This is a genomic window from Methylobacterium sp. WCS2018Hpa-22, assembly GCF_031843785.1.
Classification (GTDB): Bacteria; Pseudomonadota; Alphaproteobacteria; order Rhizobiales; family Beijerinckiaceae; genus Methylobacterium.
This window is the reverse complement of record NZ_JAVTJA010000004.1, coordinates 228013-242627: the sequence shown is the minus strand read 5'-3', so window position 1 is coordinate 242627 and position 14615 is coordinate 228013. Positions and strand designations below refer to the sequence as shown.

Below are 14615 nucleotides of genomic sequence, written 5' to 3'. Positions count from 1 at the left end.
CCGCGAACAATCTGACAAGACGGGACCTGCGGTCCCGCTTCCATGCGCCGCGACACGGATGGTGTCGGAAGTGAGATTCAGCGAGATTGCGGTGGTGAGGAAGCCACGATCGCCACGCCGAGCCTATCGAGGGCGTCACGCAACGCGTCGTCGCCGATGGACGACACGGCCAGGGCGACTTCCCCGCGCTTCACCGGATCGAGGGGCGGCACGACCCGCTTGCGAACGGCTTGATGAACGCGCCCCTGCTTGAGGACGAGCTTGCCGATGCAGGCCCAGCCATAATGGGCGTTGATGCGCTGGATCACCACGGGAGCCAGATGCTGCAATTCCAGGGCGAAGACACCCTCCACCCGCACCACGAGCGTGCCTGGATCCGGCCGGCCCTGCTCCTCGCGGCGGGCGCGGCGGGGCCATTCGAGCTTCGAGGGCTGGCAGAAACGGGCGAGGCGCTCGCCGACGATATCGGGCCAGGCCGCGAGGATATCGGTGGAGGCGAACCCCTGCGCGGCGAAAGCCGGTCCGATACAGGTCTCGATCAGCTCGGCGAGGGGTTTGATGCGGGCCATGAGCTCCGAGAGTTTCCGATGCGGGCGGACGCCGCATGATAGCCCGAACGGCGTCGGCTTTCGAATGCTTTGATCGTTCGCCGCCACCCTGTATGGACGGGCGCCCAACACGCCGGATCTCATGTCGCGGGATTTCATGTCACCGGACTTCACGGCAGCGACCGGTTCTTCTGTTGGAGGCCCGCAGGCCGCCGATCTCCTTTCATGGTACGACCGGCATCGCCGCGTCCTCCCTTGGCGCGCCCTGCCGGGGGAAGCTCCGGACCCCTATCGGGTCTGGCTGTCCGAGGTGATGCTGCAGCAGACCACGATCGCGGCGGTCAAACCGTACTTCCTGCGCTTTCTCGAACGCTTCCCCTCCGTGGAGGCCCTCGCGGCGGCGCCGGAGGAGAGCGTCATGTCGGCTTGGGCCGGCCTCGGCTATTACTCCCGCGCCCGCAACCTCCATGCCTGCGCCAAGGCGGTCACGGAAGCCGGCGCCTTCCCCGATACGCTCGACGGCTTGCGCAAGCTGCCCGGGATCGGCGCCTATACGGCCGGCGCCATCGCGGCCATCGCCTTCGACAGGCAGGAAGCGGCAGTGGACGGCAATGTCGAGCGGGTGGTGACCCGGCTCTTCGCAATCGAGACGCCGATCCCCGCCGCGCGTCCCGAGATCCGACGGCTGACGCAGAGCCTCGTCCCGGCACAGCGGCCCGGTGACTTCGCCCAGAGTCTGATGGATCTCGGTTCGACCATCTGCACGCCGAAGCGACCGGCCTGCGCCCTCTGCCCCTGGATGGCACCCTGCGAGGCCCGCACCCTGGGGCTGCAGGAAACGTTTCCACGCAAGATCAAGAAAACAAAGGGCGTCGAGCGCTATGGCGCGGCCTTCGTGGCGATCCGGAGCGGCGACGAGGCCGTATTGCTGCGGACCCGCCCCCCCGAGGGGCTGCTCGGTGCCATGGCGGAGCCTCCGACCAGCGCATGGGAGAGCGGTTACGACGTCGCCCAGGCCCTGCTCGACGCTCCGCTGGACGCGCGATGGAAGCGGCTGCCGGGCGTGGTGCGCCACGTCTTCACGCATTTCCCGTTGGGACTGACCGTCTTCGTCGCCCGCGTCGGCCTCGCCACGAAGGCACCGGCCGGCATGCGCTTCACGCCCAGGCGCGACCTCGACGAGGAACCGTTGCCCGGGGTCATGAAGAAGGTGCTGGCCCATGCGTTCGATCCGAAGCCCGAGGCCGTGAAGCGCGGACGGCCCAAGGCCATGCGGGCGGTCCAGGACACGCCACTCTTCGCAGAAGTCGAGGCTCCGCCGCCCGAGCCGCGGCCGAGCTTTCGCCCGGTGCCCAAGCCGGTGCCGCGCGCGGTAGCAAAGCCGCCGATCGAGGACGGGGAGGGGTTTTTCGGAGAGCCTGAGGAAGCGCCCCCGCCCGTGGCGCCGCGCAAGCGCGGCAGGCCGAAAACGCGTCCTCGATAGGACAAGCGCAAACCCTTCCCCTGCGGGAGAAGTCGGCTCGCATCCGATCCTCTCACCTATGAGAGAACTAGGCGGCCGAACCCATCGCGGCCCGCATCCGGCCCCGGAACACGTCGATCAGAACCAGTTTTCCGTCACGCTTGGCGTGCCAGAAATCCCAACCGTTGCAGGAGGGAAAGCCCTGGACGAGGGCGCCGATCTTGTGGATCGAGCCCATGGCCGGCCCGACCATCAGCGTCCCGTCGGGACGCACCACGGCTTCGTGGCGACCGCGCGCATCGGTGAGGATCTCACCCGCGCGGATATGGCCGGCCTCGATGACGCTGAGGAAGGCGACGCGCGGCTCGGCCCGCTTGGTCGGGGCGACGAGGAGGGCGGCCTGCGACAGGGGCTCGACGGCGTCGATCCGGGCGCGGGCCGCCTCGGCATAGACCGTCTCCCGCTCGATGCCGATGAAGCGCCGGCCGAGCCGCTTGGCGACGGCCCCGGTGGTGCCTGTGCCGAAGAACGGGTCGAGCACCACGTCGCCGGCATTCGTCGCCGAGAGCAGGGTCCGGGCGAGCAGGGCCTCGGGCTTCTGGGTCGGGTGGACCTTCTGGCCGTCGGCGCCTTTCAGGCGCTCGTCGCCGGTGCAGAGCGGGATGAACCAGTCCGAACGCATCTGGACGTCGTCATTACCGCCCTTCAGCGCCTCGTAATGGAAGGTGTAGCTCTTCGCCTCCGCCGAGCGGGAGGCCCAGATCAGGGTTTCGTGGGCATTGGTGAAGCGCTTGCCGCGGAAATTCGGCATCGGGTTGGCTTTCCGCCAGACGATGTCGTTGAGGATCCAGAACCCGAGGTCCTGAAGCACCGAACCGACGCGAAAAATGTTGTGGTAGGAGCCGATGACCCAGAGGGTCGCGTTCGGCTTCATCACCCGGCGGGCAGCGGTGAGCCAGGCACGGGTGAACTCGTCATAGGCAGCGAAGCTCGAGAACTGGTCCCAGGCGTCGTCGACGGCGTCGACCCGGCTCTGGTCGGGCCGCAACAGCGAGCCGTCCCCGAGTTGGAGATTGTAGGGCGGGTCGGCAAAGACACAGTCGACGCTTGCCGCCGGAAGGGCGTTCATGGCGGCGATGCAATCCCCGACGAGGATTTCGTCGAGAGGGAGACGCTGGGCGGCGGGTACGAGACCCATCCGCGGCGCCGACACGAGTCGCCCGGTACGCGAGACACTTTTCCGGGCGACGGTGTCGGCAACCGCGGTACGCAGGGAAGCCATGGCAAACACCGGTTACGCGACTGACCGGCAGACCATGGGGCCGTTAACGTAAAGGGCAGGTTGCCGGGGTGTAGACAATGCGTCTCGATTTGGGGCTGCAGATTTTGCCTACCCGCTCCAATACTGACGAATTTTCATCTCTTGCTTGATAAATTTAACTATCCGTTCACCATGAAATCACAGTCGAACGTATATCAACCAGCCGATCTGGAGTTCGACTTGGAACTTCGTCCGAGCCCGTCGCGGATGCTTTCGGCCCACGTGCACCCCATCGGCAGCCATTCCCGCATCGTCAGGGTCACGGGCGACGCGCGCCTCCCATGCACCGCACGCCGGGTTACGGCGATGTCTCGCCATCGATGTGGCAGGGGCCGTGACGGAGTTGGAGAACGGGAACGAAGCTGTCAACGACCGCCTCCCTCCGCTCTCAATATAGAATTTCAGCGCACGCCCGATTTGCAATATCTTTAGATTTTATTCACACATCCTGAGACCGTCGAAGGCTAATGAAGGCAGGCCTTGCCACATTCTACTGATCTCATTTCAGCCTTCATTGGCTCTATGTTCCGCAGCCTCTGCAACAACAAAGGGAATGCGGATGAATATGAAGCCTGTTCGTTGGACCGCTGCCGCTATTGGAACCGCCATGTCTCTCGCCGCACTCAGTGCACCGGCCGCAGCCCAATCCGGCGCGGCCTCCTGGTACGGCAGCGGCCGCAAGACCGCGAATGGCGAGCGCTTCAATCCGAACGGGATGACCGCCGCCCATCGCAGCCTGCCGTTCGGCACCCGTGTCCGGGTCGAGAACAAGCGCAACGGCCGCTCGGTGGTGGTGCGCATCAACGATCGCGGGCCTTTCGTGCGCGGACGGATCATCGATCTCGCCAAAGGCTCTGCCCGAGCGCTCGGCATGGGCGGCACGACCTACGTCTCGCTCAAGGTCGTGAACTGACGCGGAACCCGTGACGTCATGGGCATGCCATAGGATGGCGGTGCCGGGTCGCGACGACGTGCGGCATGCCTCATCCTCCTGATGCCGCATGGTGATTCCGCGCGAGACGGGTTTCACTGCCGCGCTTGATCAACTAAGGGGCCGGTTGCCGTTGCATGGATGGCGATCGGCCCCATCTTGACGGCTGGATGCGTGTTTGAGGATGGTTCCCCCATGGCAAAGCCCCTGATCGTCGAGATTCCCCACGAGATCGGTCCCGTCGAGGCGAAACGGCGGATCTCGAGCGGGCTGGACAAGGCGAAGGCGGCCTGCGCCAAGGCCGGAATCAATGTCGAGCACATGACCTGGACAGACGACCGTCTGAACTTCGCCATGTCCGCCATGGGCCAGAAGGTGGACGGCGAGGTCGACGTCCTTCCCGAGACGGTCCGTATCGAAGTGCGCCTGCCGATGCTGCTGGCCCTGTTCGCCGAGCGGATGAAGAAGATCATCGGCAAGGAAGGCAACCAGCTCCTGATCAAGAAGGGCTGAGGAGCGCCATCGGGGGAACGGCAACGGGCACTCGCCCGTTTCCAGCCCTCTCCCGAAACTTCGCGAGCAGGTGGCGCCGCCCATGTCGAATCCAGGCCCGATAGATCCCGCGCCCATCCCGGAAGCTCCGGTTCCCGATACGCCCTACGAGGCCCCCCAGACGCCGCCGCCGGCTCCAGGGCCGGATATCCCCGCGTCGACGCCGGCCGAGGCGCCCACCGAGAGCCCGACGGAGATCCCCGTGATCGACCCGAGCCCCGCTCCCGTCTCGCCCGATCCGTCGCCAACCGGCCCGGCTAACCCGACGATGTAGCCTCACAGGCAAAACCGCATTTGTTCGGGAGCGGCTGCGCTGCCATAAGCCCGCATCATGGCTGCTCCCCCGCTTCTCACCCTCCAGAACGTCGCGCTCACTTTCGGCGGCACTCCGCTGATCGAACAGGCCGACCTTGCGATATCCCCCGGTGAACGGACTTGCCTCGTCGGCCGCAATGGCTCGGGCAAGTCGACGCTGATGAAGATCGCCTGTGGGCTCATCGAGCCCGACAAGGGCGTGCGCTTCGTCCAGCCCGGCACCACGATCCGCTACCTTGCGCAGGAGCCAGATTTCTCGGGCTTCTCCACCACCCTCGATTTTGTCGAGCACGGTCTCACCCATGGCGACGACGCCTACCGCGCCCGCTACCTGCTGGAGAGCCTGGGCCTGACCGGCGCCGAGAACCCGGCGAGCCTGTCGGGCGGGGAGGGGCGGCGCGTGGCCCTGGCCCAGGCGCTTGCACCCGAGCCCGACATCCTGCTGCTCGACGAGCCTACCAACCATCTCGACCTGCCGGCCATCGAATGGCTCGAAGCGGAATTGAAGTCCGTGCGCGGCGCACTCGTTCTCATCAGCCACGACAGACGCTTCCTCTCGGCCCTGTCGAAGACCACCGTCTGGCTCGATCGCGGCATCACGAGGCGGATCGAGCAGGGCTTTTCCACCTTCGAGGCCTGGCGCGACGCCTTCTTCGAGGAAGAGGAGCGCGACCGGCACAAGCTCGATCGAAAGATCGCCGACGAGGAGCATTGGCTGCGCTACGGCGTCACGGCGCGCCGCAAGCGCAACGTCCGGCGCCTCGGCAACCTCCACGCCCTGCGCAAGGATCGACGGGAGGATCGCCGCCCCGTCGGCACCGCGACGATGACCTCCACCGAAGCGGAGAGTTCCGGCGCCCTGGTGATCGAGGCGAAGAATGCCGCCAAGGCCTATGGGGAGCGCCGTATCGTCGACGATCTCTCGATCCGGGTGATGCGTGGCGACCGGCTCGGCATCGTCGGCGCCAACGGCGCCGGCAAGACCACCCTCATCAATCTGCTCACGGGACAATCTGCACCGGATTCCGGCACCGTCGCCCTGGGCACGAACCTCAAGATGATGCTTCTCGATCAGGCCCGGGCTGTGCTGGACCCATCGATGACGGTCACCGAGGTGCTCACCGGCGGTAGCGGTGACAGCGTGGTCGTCGGCGGCGTGAGCCGTCACGTCATCGGCTACCTCAAGGACTTCCTGTTCGCCCCGGAACAGGCCCGGACCCCGGTGCGGGTGCTATCCGGCGGCGAGCGCAACCGCCTTCTCATCGCCCGAGCCCTGGCCCAGCCCGCCAACCTCCTGGTCCTCGACGAGCCCACCAACGACCTCGACCTAGAGACCCTCGACCTCCTGCAGGAGATGCTGTCCGATTATTCCGGCACGCTGATCCTGGTGAGCCACGACCGTGACTTCCTCGACCGCGTCGTTGGCAGCGTCCTCGTCAGCGAGGGGGAGGGGCGCTGGGTCGAGTATGCCGGCGGCTATACCGACATGGTGACGCAGCGCGGCCAGGGCGTCGAGGCGCGCAAAAGCGCCACCGCGCCTCGCCCCGACGGCAAGGTGAAGCCGGGCCGCCTCGTCAGCACGTCCGCGCCCCCGGCGCCCAAGACGAAGATGGGGTTCAAGGACCAGCACGAGCTGAAGACCCTGCCGGAGCGAATCGCGAAGCTGCAGACCGAGATCGCCAAGATCCGCACCGTCCTTGCCGACCCGCAGCTCTACAGCCGCAATCCGGCCCTGTTCCAGAAGGCCTCGGCGACCCTCGCGGCGGCGGAGGCCGACCTCTCGGCGGCCGAGGACCGCTGGCTGGAGCTGGAGATGCAGCGGGAAGGGTGAGGCGGGTCGCCCTTCGCACCGGACGCCCGGCAGAGCGTGTCGGCTCGGGCTCCCCCGCTGGGTGACACGCCCCCCCTCGACCGGGGGAAACCGGAGCGTTCACGAGACCTTCGCCCCCGATGGGATGCCAGAGAACTCCGAGGCTTCCCGATAGGGGTCCCATGGCCGAGACCGTTCTCCGCCACATGAAACTTCTTGATAAAATTCCTATTTCATGCCTATATCCCCACACCTGCCGCCCAGCGAAGGGGGCCTGTCCGGTGACCGACCGGGTGGGCCGAAAGGGGCGGCGGGGCGGTGCCTGCGTCGGTGGTGTCGGTCACCATCGCCCCGGGCGGCGGCTCGATAGTCTGGGGGCTCGGATGGGGGCGCGGTAGGTCGGGAGTTAAATGCCCCGGCACTGACCCCGCTCTGGGCTGCCATGATGAGGTTTGCGGCCCCTCCAATACGAGAGGGCGTGCGGGGCAAAGTCCGTTCGAACAGCCGGGCTGGGATGCAACACGACCACCTCAGGCGCGACGCAACGCGAGGACCGCTGGAGACACCGTGACGCAAAACAGGCCCCGGCGGGAACGCCGGAGCCTGACGGGACGCCGGGGGACCGGCAAACTTATTATAGCGCTCAATGGGTTCCGCGGCGTCCCGCGTCCCCCTTTTGGGGCTTCTTTTAGGCCATGCCCCCGGCGCTTGTCCGCGCGCGGGGGTGAAGGCGTGTGGACGAGGAAGAAGGCGGCGATCGATGGGAATGAGCCTGCGGCGTCTTCAAGATGCCGCGAAGCGGGTGTCTGGTGGCGGCCGATCCCCGAGGTTCGCATTGCCCGCCCTCCCGTCCCCCCCCTTGCTCAAGAAATTCGGCTGGGCCGTCGGCCTGCCCGGACTGGCGCTCATCGTCGGCGTTGCGACGCCGTTCCTCGCCACCCGCGCGGAGCGGCGGCTCGACGACAACGCCGAGGCTGTCGTGCGTGCGACGGCCGAGACGGGGTTGGAGCCCTGGCTGCGCCTGACGGTACGCGGCCGTGACCTCATCGCCACCGGGGAGGCGCCAGACGAGGCCGGGCGCGTCGCGGCCCTCGACAGGCTCAAGCGCCTGCCTGGCCTGCGCCACGTGGTCGGGCGTATCGGAATCGTCGAGGATGCCTCGCCCTTCGTCTGGACGGCGACACGCACCAGCCCGGAAAGGATCGAACTGACCGGCAACCGGCCTGTCGAGATCGGTCCGAGTGCCCTTGCCGCGAAGCTCGCCCCGGAACTTCCCTCCGAGACCAGGATCGTCGATCAGGCGAAAGCCGCGCGCGGGGCACCGCCGGACTTTTCCACCGCCTCTGCCTTCGCGCTCGAACAGCTGAAGCCGCTGGCTCCGGGCGCCAGCGCCACCATCGCCGATACCACGGTGTCGCTCAGCGGCGAGGCATCGACGGTGGCCGATTACGAGGCCGTCAGGCAGGCATTGGCCCATCCTCCGACCGGCTTCACCATGGGCAAGGTCGACATCAGGCCGCCGGCGACCCCCGATTTCCGGTTTGCGGTGACCCGCGAGCGCGGCGGCAACCTCGTCCTTTCGGGCAATGTCGTCTCGGAGACGGCCCGCGAGGAGATCCGCGCCATGGCCGACGACGCCGCCGATGGCGCCACGGTGGACGACCGAATGCAGACCGCCCGTGGTCTTGCGGATGGGATCGATCCGACCACGCTCGGCCGCTTCGCGTTTCGGGTCTCGTCCCTGATGCAGGACGGCAGCGTTACCTACTCCGACTCGCGCCTGTCGGTCTCAGGAACCGCCCTCGACGGGCAGGCCATCGGCGAGATCGACGCGCTTTTGCGCGACGGGCGACCGTCCGGCACCAGGGCCGGGCCTGTCGATCTCGCCGCCATGCCGCTCTCGCCCTATCGCTTCATGGTCCGCCGCGAGAGCGACGCGGTGACCCTGACCGGACACCTTCCCGACGGCGCCACGCGCGACCGTATCCTGGCGACGCTGCGACCGCGCTTCTTCCGCGAACGCATCGTCGACAAAAGCCGCATCGCGGAGGGCGCGCCGGCCAATCTCAGCGGCGCCATCGAGGCCGGCATCAGCGCGCTGTCCCTGCTCGCCACGGGCGAAATCCGCATCTCGGACAGGACTCTCGCGCTCTCCGGAAATAGCCTCTACCGCGAGAGCGCCGGACGCTTCGAAATGGACCTCTCCCGGCGGATGCCGGCCGGTTGGCAGGGGCAGGCCGAGGTCAAGCCGCCAGCCAGCGAGACCATGGAGGATAAGGCCTGCCGGGGCTCGTTCGACCGCGCGATCGAGGGGCGCCGCCTGCTCTTCGCACCCGGCAGCGTCACCCTGAAGGCGGAGTTCTATCCGACCCTCGACGCGGTGGCTTCAGCCGCGAAAGCCTGCACCGGCCTGCGCATCGAGGTGACGGGGCATGTCGACCCGGCCGGTGCCGCGGGCGCACCGAAACCCGCCCTTGATGCGGGAGTGGAGAACACTTCTTCCGTCGATTCGGGGAAGGCTCGGGACGCCGACAAGGCCTCGAAGCCGGTGGTCGCGAAGACCGACAAGCCCCCGGTGAAGCCCGCCGATCCCAAACCGGCTCCGGCGAAGGACGGCAAGGACAAGGCGACCGGCGACAAGGCGGCGAAGGAGAAGGATGCCAAGACGGAGGCCCCGAAAGAGGCGAAACCGGCTGAGCCGGAACCCGACATGGCTCGACAGCGAGCACTTGTGATCGTCGAGTATCTGCTCCAAGCCGGCATCCCGGCGGACAGGATCGTCGCCGCTCCCGCCGGTCGCGCCAATGCCACCGGGCAGGGCGTCGGCCTCGCCCTGCGCTCCTGAGAGATCGTCCCGATGCTTCTGCTGTTGACGATTCTCTGGCCCGCGCTGGCCGCCAGCTTCGCGCTGGGCACCGCCATCGGATGGCACTTCGGACCGCCACGCGACCGGCTTTCGACCGCCATCGGGCTCGGACTCGGATTTGGGGCCGTTGCGCTCGCTGGGCTCGCTTTCAGCGGGATCGTACCGGGCCGCCCGGGCTTCTGGGTGGAGAGCGCGGCGCTGAACCTGACGGCCTATATCGTTGGCGCCGGAACCGGAGCACTGGCGAGGCTGGCGCGTCCATCGCCGAGGGTGTCGGGCCTCGACGGTGTCGGCCGCTCCCCCGACCGCCTCGCTCCATCACCGAGACGGGCTGACAGTGCCGAGCAGAAGCTTCGAGGGAAAGTTTCGCGATGAGGTGGCCGGGAGAGGATAACCCCTCCGCTCACCGCGCCCCGCGCTGAAGGTCTCCTTCGATCAGCAGCGCGCTCTTGCCTTCCAACCGGCTGCGGTAGACCTGCAAATTCTCCATCACGCGCTGGACGTAGTTGCGGGTCTCGGTGAAGGGGATGCGCTCGACCCAGTCGATGGGATCGACGCCGGTCCGGCGCGGATCGCCATAGGCGTCGATCCACTTCTTCACGTTGCCGCCACCGGCATTGTAGGAGGCGAAGGCGAGGATGTAGGAGCCGCGCCAATCCTCCATCAGCTCCCCGAGATGGGCCTGGCCGAGGCGGGCATTGTAGGCGGGATCGCTGGTGAGGCGGTCCTGGTCGTAGGAGGCGCTGACCCGTCGCGCCGTGCGCTGGGCGGTGGCCGGCATCATCTGCATCAACCCACGGGCGCCGACGCTCGACTGGGCGCGAGGATCGAACTGGCTTTCCTGGCGGGCGATAGCGAAGACCATGGCCTTCTCCACCAGGGGAACGGCGGCGGAGGCCTCGTAATCGGGGATGCCGATGGTCGGGTAGGCATGGGCGTCGAGGGGCAGCCCACGCTGCACCGCGAGCTTACCCACCGCCACGAGGGCTCGGGAATTCCGCACCTCCACGGCGAGGTTGCCGAGCGCGCTGAGCTCAGCCGGGTTGGTCAGGCGATTCGCCGTGTCGATGTAGAGCGGCAAAGCCAGATCCTTCAGCGAAGCCGCCTCCAGCATCCGCAGCGCCCGCGTGGTCAGGCGGTTGTCGAACGCGGCCGCGGCAGCGGGCTCGAGATCGGGGACGACGCGGAGCGGCAGGCTCGCCTGCCCGAGCTTCGCCCGCGCGAGCTGCCCGTAATAGGCGATGGGCTGAAGCGCGGCGCGCTCGTAGAAGGTCTTGGCGAGGCCCGCTTCGCCTGCCGCCTCGGCGGCGCGGCCCTGCCAATAGGCCACGCGGGCCAGCGAGATCGCGGTCTCGGCAATGGTCGCGGCCTTGGCGAAATGGTTGGTGGCCTTGGCCGGATCGTCGAGGAAGCGCAGGGCGATCCAGCCGGCATGGAACTCGGCCTCGATCCGCTTCTCCACGGTGCGGCCGCTATGGCCGGCGGCGACCTCGTAGGCGAGGCTCGGATTGCCGATATCGATGAGCTTGCGGGCGACGATCCGGCGCTCGACCCACCATTCGTCGCCATCCACCAGGACATCGCCGTTGGTGGGAGCGGTGGCGAGGATCGCGGCGGCCTCCACCGCCTTGTCGGCCCGGCGCAGGTATTGCGCCCGCGACAGGATGTAGGACGGATCGCTGCGGAGCGACGGCGGCACGGCGTTCAACGCGGAGGCGGCCGAGGAACTCTTGTCTTCCACGGCACGGCGGGCGCGGACCAGACTGGCGTAGCCGCCGCCGGCATAGGAGGCGGCCCGCCCGGCCGTCTCGTAATCCTCCTTCAGGAGCGCGCGCTCCATGCGGAAGCGGTGATCGACGCGGGTGAGGACATTCGGAAAGGCGTCCATCACCTTGGTCTCGAGGGCGCGCCCGAAGGTTTCCGAGCGCCACAGGTCGCGGACCAGGGAGGCGGCGTCCTCGTCGAGGGAATCGGCCCGGAAGGCGAGCGCGAGGGCGAACTTGCCGGGAGCGCTCGACGGACGTGTTCCGGCGAAGAAGGCGCGCACGGTCGCCGGGTTCTTGCGCTCGGTGAGAAGCGCCTCCTCGGCACGGCGGCGCAGGAGCGGACCTGCCGGCCATTCCGGGTTCGTCCGGGTGAAGGAGACAGTGCGCTCGAAGCCGATGCCGGAGCCGGCGCGGATTGCCACCCATTCGAGCAGAGCGAGGGCCGCCGGATCGGTGAAGCCGTCGCGCAGGCGGTCGCCTTCGGAGACCTTGCCGCGCCGATAGGCGTCGATGGCCTGGCGCAGAGCGGGGAGGTCTACATCCGGCGCGACCTGCGCGGCGCGGGCGGGGTCGGGCACTTCCGGTACGGGCGCGGCCGGCGTCATGGCGGCGTCGGGAAGCGGGAAGGCGATCGGCGCTTCCGGATCGGCGGAGGCATAGGCCTTGGCGGCGGCGGGCAGGGCCTTGCTCGCCACGGTCTCGGCGCTGCGGTCATCCAGCTTCAGCGCATCGGCGGCGACTGCCTCGGTCTCCGCGGCCTTGCTGTCCGGCACCATGACGGAGGGGGCGACGGCGTCGCTCGACGGGCGGGTGGTGACATCCTCCCCCTGAGCCGCGGCGGCCGGGAAGATCGTGTTCGGCACGACCAGCATCGTCGTCCCCGCCAAGGCAAGGGCGAGGGAAACGGGGAGGGCGGCACGATGCGAGCGTGTCCAGAACGCCATGGTTCTTCAAGTCCCGTCAGATGCGGACATGCCTAAGCTGTCCCGGAGGGCATTAAGAAGTCATTAACCGCGCCGACAGAGCGTTTGCGCGCGTGCCGGCAAGGCCCTATGTCTGCCCGTCCGCGAGAGCGGTGATGCGGCCGGCACACCGGCCCACCGAAAAATCGACGGCCGGGAACGCCAGGATGACCGACACCACGACACAGCGCCTCAGGGGCGCCATGACCGCGCTCGCCACTCCGTTTCGCGATGGCGCCTTCGACGAGGACGCCTTTCGCAAATTCGTGAACTGGCAGATCGAGCAGGGCATCCATGGCCTCGTGCCCGTGGGCACCACCGGCGAGACGCCGACCCTGAACCATGACGAGCACGACCGTGTCGTGGCTGCCTGCATCGCCGAGACCGCCGGCCGGGTACCGGTCATCGCGGGCGCGGGCTCGAACTCCACGGCCGAGGCCGTCGACCGGGCCGTCAACGCGGAGAAGGCCGGTGCCGACGCCGTTCTCGTCGTGACGCCCTACTACAACAAGCCGACGCAGGCCGGGCTCTACGCGCATTTCAAGGCCGTCAACGACGCCATCGGTATTCCGATCATCATCTACAATATTCCCCCGCGTTCCGTGGTCGACATGAGCGTCGAAACCATGGCGCGGCTGTATGAACTCAAGAACATCGCCGGCGTGAAGGACGCCACGGCCAAGCTCGACCGTGTCAGCCTGCAACGCCAAGCCATGGGTGAAGACTTCATCCAGCTTTCGGGCGAAGATGCGACGGCGCTCGGATTCAATGCTCAGGGCGGCGTCGGCTGCATCTCGGTGGTCTCCAACGTGGCGCCGCGCCTCTGCGCCAAGCTTCAGGAAGCGACCCTGTCCGGCGATTACGCCACGGCCCTGCGGATCCAGGACCAATTGTTGCCGCTGCATGTGGGGCTGTTCGCGGAGTCGAACCCGTCACCGGTGAAATACGGTCTCTCGCGGCTGGGCCATATGAGCGACGAGGTGCGCCTCCCGCTCCTCACGGTCAGCGATGCCACGAAGGCGATCGTCGATTCCGCCCTGCGCCATGCCGGCCTGATCGACGGCTGAGCCCCCTCGCAGGCGAAACCCCGGCGAACCATATGAGTGTCGATCGGCCGCGTCGCGCGGCCGGCGACGGCATCAGCTTCCTTCCAGACAAGGGGCATCGGCTCGGATAGGCCGATGCACCAGAACCGACGATGTGATGGCTCCCAAACCGCAAGACACCCGCCGCGTCGTCGCCGACAACCGCGCCGCCCGCTTCCATTACGAAATCTCCGACGTCCTCGAGGCGGGCATCGCCCTGACCGGGACGGAGGTCAAATCCCTGCGCAAGGGCAAGGCGGCCATCGGCGAGGCCTATGCCGGTCCGTCGGGTGACGAGCTGTTCCTGTTCAACGCTTACATCCCGGAATATCTCGAAGCCAACCGGTTCAACCACGAGACCAAGCGTCCGCGCCGGCTGCTGCTCCACCGCAAACAGATCAACAAGCTCATCGGCGCCACGAAGCGCGAGGGCTACACGGTGGTGCCGCTGAAGATCTACTTCAACGAGCAGGGCCGCGCGAAGATCGAACTCGGCCTCGGCCGGGGCAAGAAGCTCCACGACAAGCGCGAGAGCGCCAAGGAGCGGGACTGGGAGCGCGACCGCGCCCGGATCATGCGCGACAAGGGCTGATCGGCGAACGCTCCGTTGACGGGCGATGCCCGTCCTGCCAAGACACCGCCCATGACGACGAACCCGATCCTTTCTGGATTGTATTACGCGCCGCTCCCTTAGCGGCGAGGTGCTCTGTCACGTCTCAACCGCCCCGGTCGTCGGCGGTTGACCCTTTTCCAAGCACCGCTGGCCCCTCGGCTCCATAGAGGTCAGTTCCGTGTCTTTGGTTACGTCCCCTCCATCACGCATCACCGTCGGGATCATCGGATTCGGCGCGTTCGGCCAGCTGATCGCCCAACATCTCGGGCGGTATTTCGCGTTGCGCGCCTACGATCCCGCCCTGCCGCACGCCGACGATATTCAGGCATCTCGCGGGCAGCACGGGTCTCTTCTCCTGGAAGGCTACGGCGTTCACACATCTCG

The 14615-nt window shown here is 67.5% G+C and carries 12 protein-coding genes; 9 read left to right on the top strand and 3 right to left on the bottom strand.

Translation table 11 applies throughout. The features are described from left to right. Nucleotides 1–77 precede the first annotated feature (77 nt). Entirely contained in the window at nucleotides 78–569 is a 492-nt protein-coding gene (locus RQI43_RS07535; protein WP_311274722.1) for a DciA family protein, read from the bottom strand. A 136-nt stretch (nucleotides 570–705) separates the two neighbouring features. On the opposite strand from RQI43_RS07535, the gene mutY reads away from it, so the two are divergent. Beyond that, entirely contained in the window at nucleotides 706–2031 is a 1326-nt protein-coding gene (gene mutY / locus RQI43_RS07530; RefSeq protein ID WP_311274772.1) for an A/G-specific adenine glycosylase, read from the top strand. A 67-nt stretch (nucleotides 2032–2098) separates the two neighbouring features. Here the strand turns inward: mutY and RQI43_RS07525 are convergent, their stop codons facing one another. Then, a complete protein-coding gene (locus tag RQI43_RS07525) occupies nucleotides 2099–3292 on the bottom strand; it encodes a site-specific DNA-methyltransferase (protein WP_311274721.1) in 1194 nt (397 codons plus the stop codon). 646 nt (nucleotides 3293–3938) lie between these two features. Between RQI43_RS07525 and RQI43_RS07520 the strand changes: the two genes are divergently transcribed. The 6 genes from RQI43_RS07520 (at nucleotide 3939) to RQI43_RS07495 (ending at nucleotide 10180) form a co-directional block, all read left to right on the top strand. Continuing rightward, nucleotides 3939–4244 (top strand): septal ring lytic transglycosylase RlpA family protein, encoded by a 306-nt coding sequence (locus RQI43_RS07520; protein WP_018044485.1) that lies wholly within the window; start codon nucleotides 3939–3941, stop codon nucleotides 4242–4244. Between the two features lie 213 nt (nucleotides 4245–4457). Continuing rightward, nucleotides 4458–4775: a polyhydroxyalkanoic acid system family protein gene (locus tag RQI43_RS07515; RefSeq protein WP_027172816.1), complete on the top strand. Its 318-nt coding sequence runs from the start codon at nucleotides 4458–4460 to the stop codon at nucleotides 4773–4775. Between the two features lie 82 nt (nucleotides 4776–4857). Further along, nucleotides 4858–5088, top strand: a complete 231-nt coding sequence (locus RQI43_RS07510; protein ID WP_056162480.1) for a hypothetical protein — start codon at nucleotides 4858–4860, stop codon at nucleotides 5086–5088. A 57-nt stretch (nucleotides 5089–5145) separates the two neighbouring features. Beyond that, nucleotides 5146–6960: an ATP-binding cassette domain-containing protein gene (locus tag RQI43_RS07505; protein ID WP_311274720.1), complete on the top strand. Its 1815-nt coding sequence runs from the start codon at nucleotides 5146–5148 to the stop codon at nucleotides 6958–6960. Nucleotides 6961–7774: 814 nt separating this feature from the next. Then, nucleotides 7775–9784, top strand: coding sequence for a BON domain-containing protein (locus RQI43_RS07500; protein ID WP_311274719.1), 2010 nt, complete (start codon nucleotides 7775–7777; stop codon nucleotides 9782–9784). A gap of 12 nt (nucleotides 9785–9796) precedes the next feature. Then, entirely contained in the window at nucleotides 9797–10180 is a 384-nt protein-coding gene (locus tag RQI43_RS07495; RefSeq protein WP_056423751.1) for a hypothetical protein, read from the top strand. 28 nt (nucleotides 10181–10208) lie between these two features. Here the strand turns inward: RQI43_RS07495 and RQI43_RS07490 are convergent, their stop codons facing one another. Continuing rightward, a complete protein-coding gene (locus RQI43_RS07490; protein ID WP_311274718.1) occupies nucleotides 10209–12515 on the bottom strand; it encodes a lytic transglycosylase domain-containing protein in 2307 nt (768 codons plus the stop codon). A gap of 185 nt (nucleotides 12516–12700) precedes the next feature. Between RQI43_RS07490 and dapA the strand changes: the two genes are divergently transcribed. Beyond that, nucleotides 12701–13600 carry a 4-hydroxy-tetrahydrodipicolinate synthase gene (gene dapA / locus RQI43_RS07485; protein WP_311274717.1) on the top strand — a complete coding sequence of 300 codons (900 nt, stop codon included), beginning with the start codon at nucleotides 12701–12703 and terminating at the stop codon, nucleotides 13598–13600. 136 nt (nucleotides 13601–13736) lie between these two features. Then, entirely contained in the window at nucleotides 13737–14210 is a 474-nt protein-coding gene (gene smpB, locus RQI43_RS07480) for an SsrA-binding protein SmpB (protein WP_018044478.1), read from the top strand. Nucleotides 14211–14615 lie beyond the last annotated feature (405 nt).

Excerpts from the sequence above, each read along its gene's own strand:
- RQI43_RS07535 (WP_311274722.1), bottom strand. The coding sequence starts at position 569 with ATGGCCCGCATCAAACCCCTCGCCGAGCTGATCGAGACCTGTATCGGA.
- mutY (WP_311274772.1), top strand. The coding sequence starts at position 706 with ATGTCACCGGACTTCACGGCAGCGACCGGTTCTTCTGTTGGAGGCCCG.
- RQI43_RS07525 (WP_311274721.1), bottom strand. The coding sequence starts at position 3,292 with ATGGCTTCCCTGCGTACCGCGGTTGCCGACACCGTCGCCCGGAAAAGT.
- RQI43_RS07520 (WP_018044485.1), top strand. The coding sequence starts at position 3,939 with ATGTCTCTCGCCGCACTCAGTGCACCGGCCGCAGCCCAATCCGGCGCG.
- RQI43_RS07515 (WP_027172816.1), top strand. The coding sequence starts at position 4,458 with ATGGCAAAGCCCCTGATCGTCGAGATTCCCCACGAGATCGGTCCCGTC.
- RQI43_RS07510 (WP_056162480.1), top strand. The coding sequence starts at position 4,858 with ATGTCGAATCCAGGCCCGATAGATCCCGCGCCCATCCCGGAAGCTCCG.
- RQI43_RS07505 (WP_311274720.1), top strand. The coding sequence starts at position 5,146 with ATGGCTGCTCCCCCGCTTCTCACCCTCCAGAACGTCGCGCTCACTTTC.
- RQI43_RS07495 (WP_056423751.1), top strand. The coding sequence starts at position 9,797 with ATGCTTCTGCTGTTGACGATTCTCTGGCCCGCGCTGGCCGCCAGCTTC.
- RQI43_RS07490 (WP_311274718.1), bottom strand. The coding sequence starts at position 12,515 with ATGGCGTTCTGGACACGCTCGCATCGTGCCGCCCTCCCCGTTTCCCTC.
- dapA (WP_311274717.1), top strand. The coding sequence starts at position 12,701 with ATGACCGACACCACGACACAGCGCCTCAGGGGCGCCATGACCGCGCTC.
- smpB (WP_018044478.1), top strand. The coding sequence starts at position 13,737 with ATGGCTCCCAAACCGCAAGACACCCGCCGCGTCGTCGCCGACAACCGC.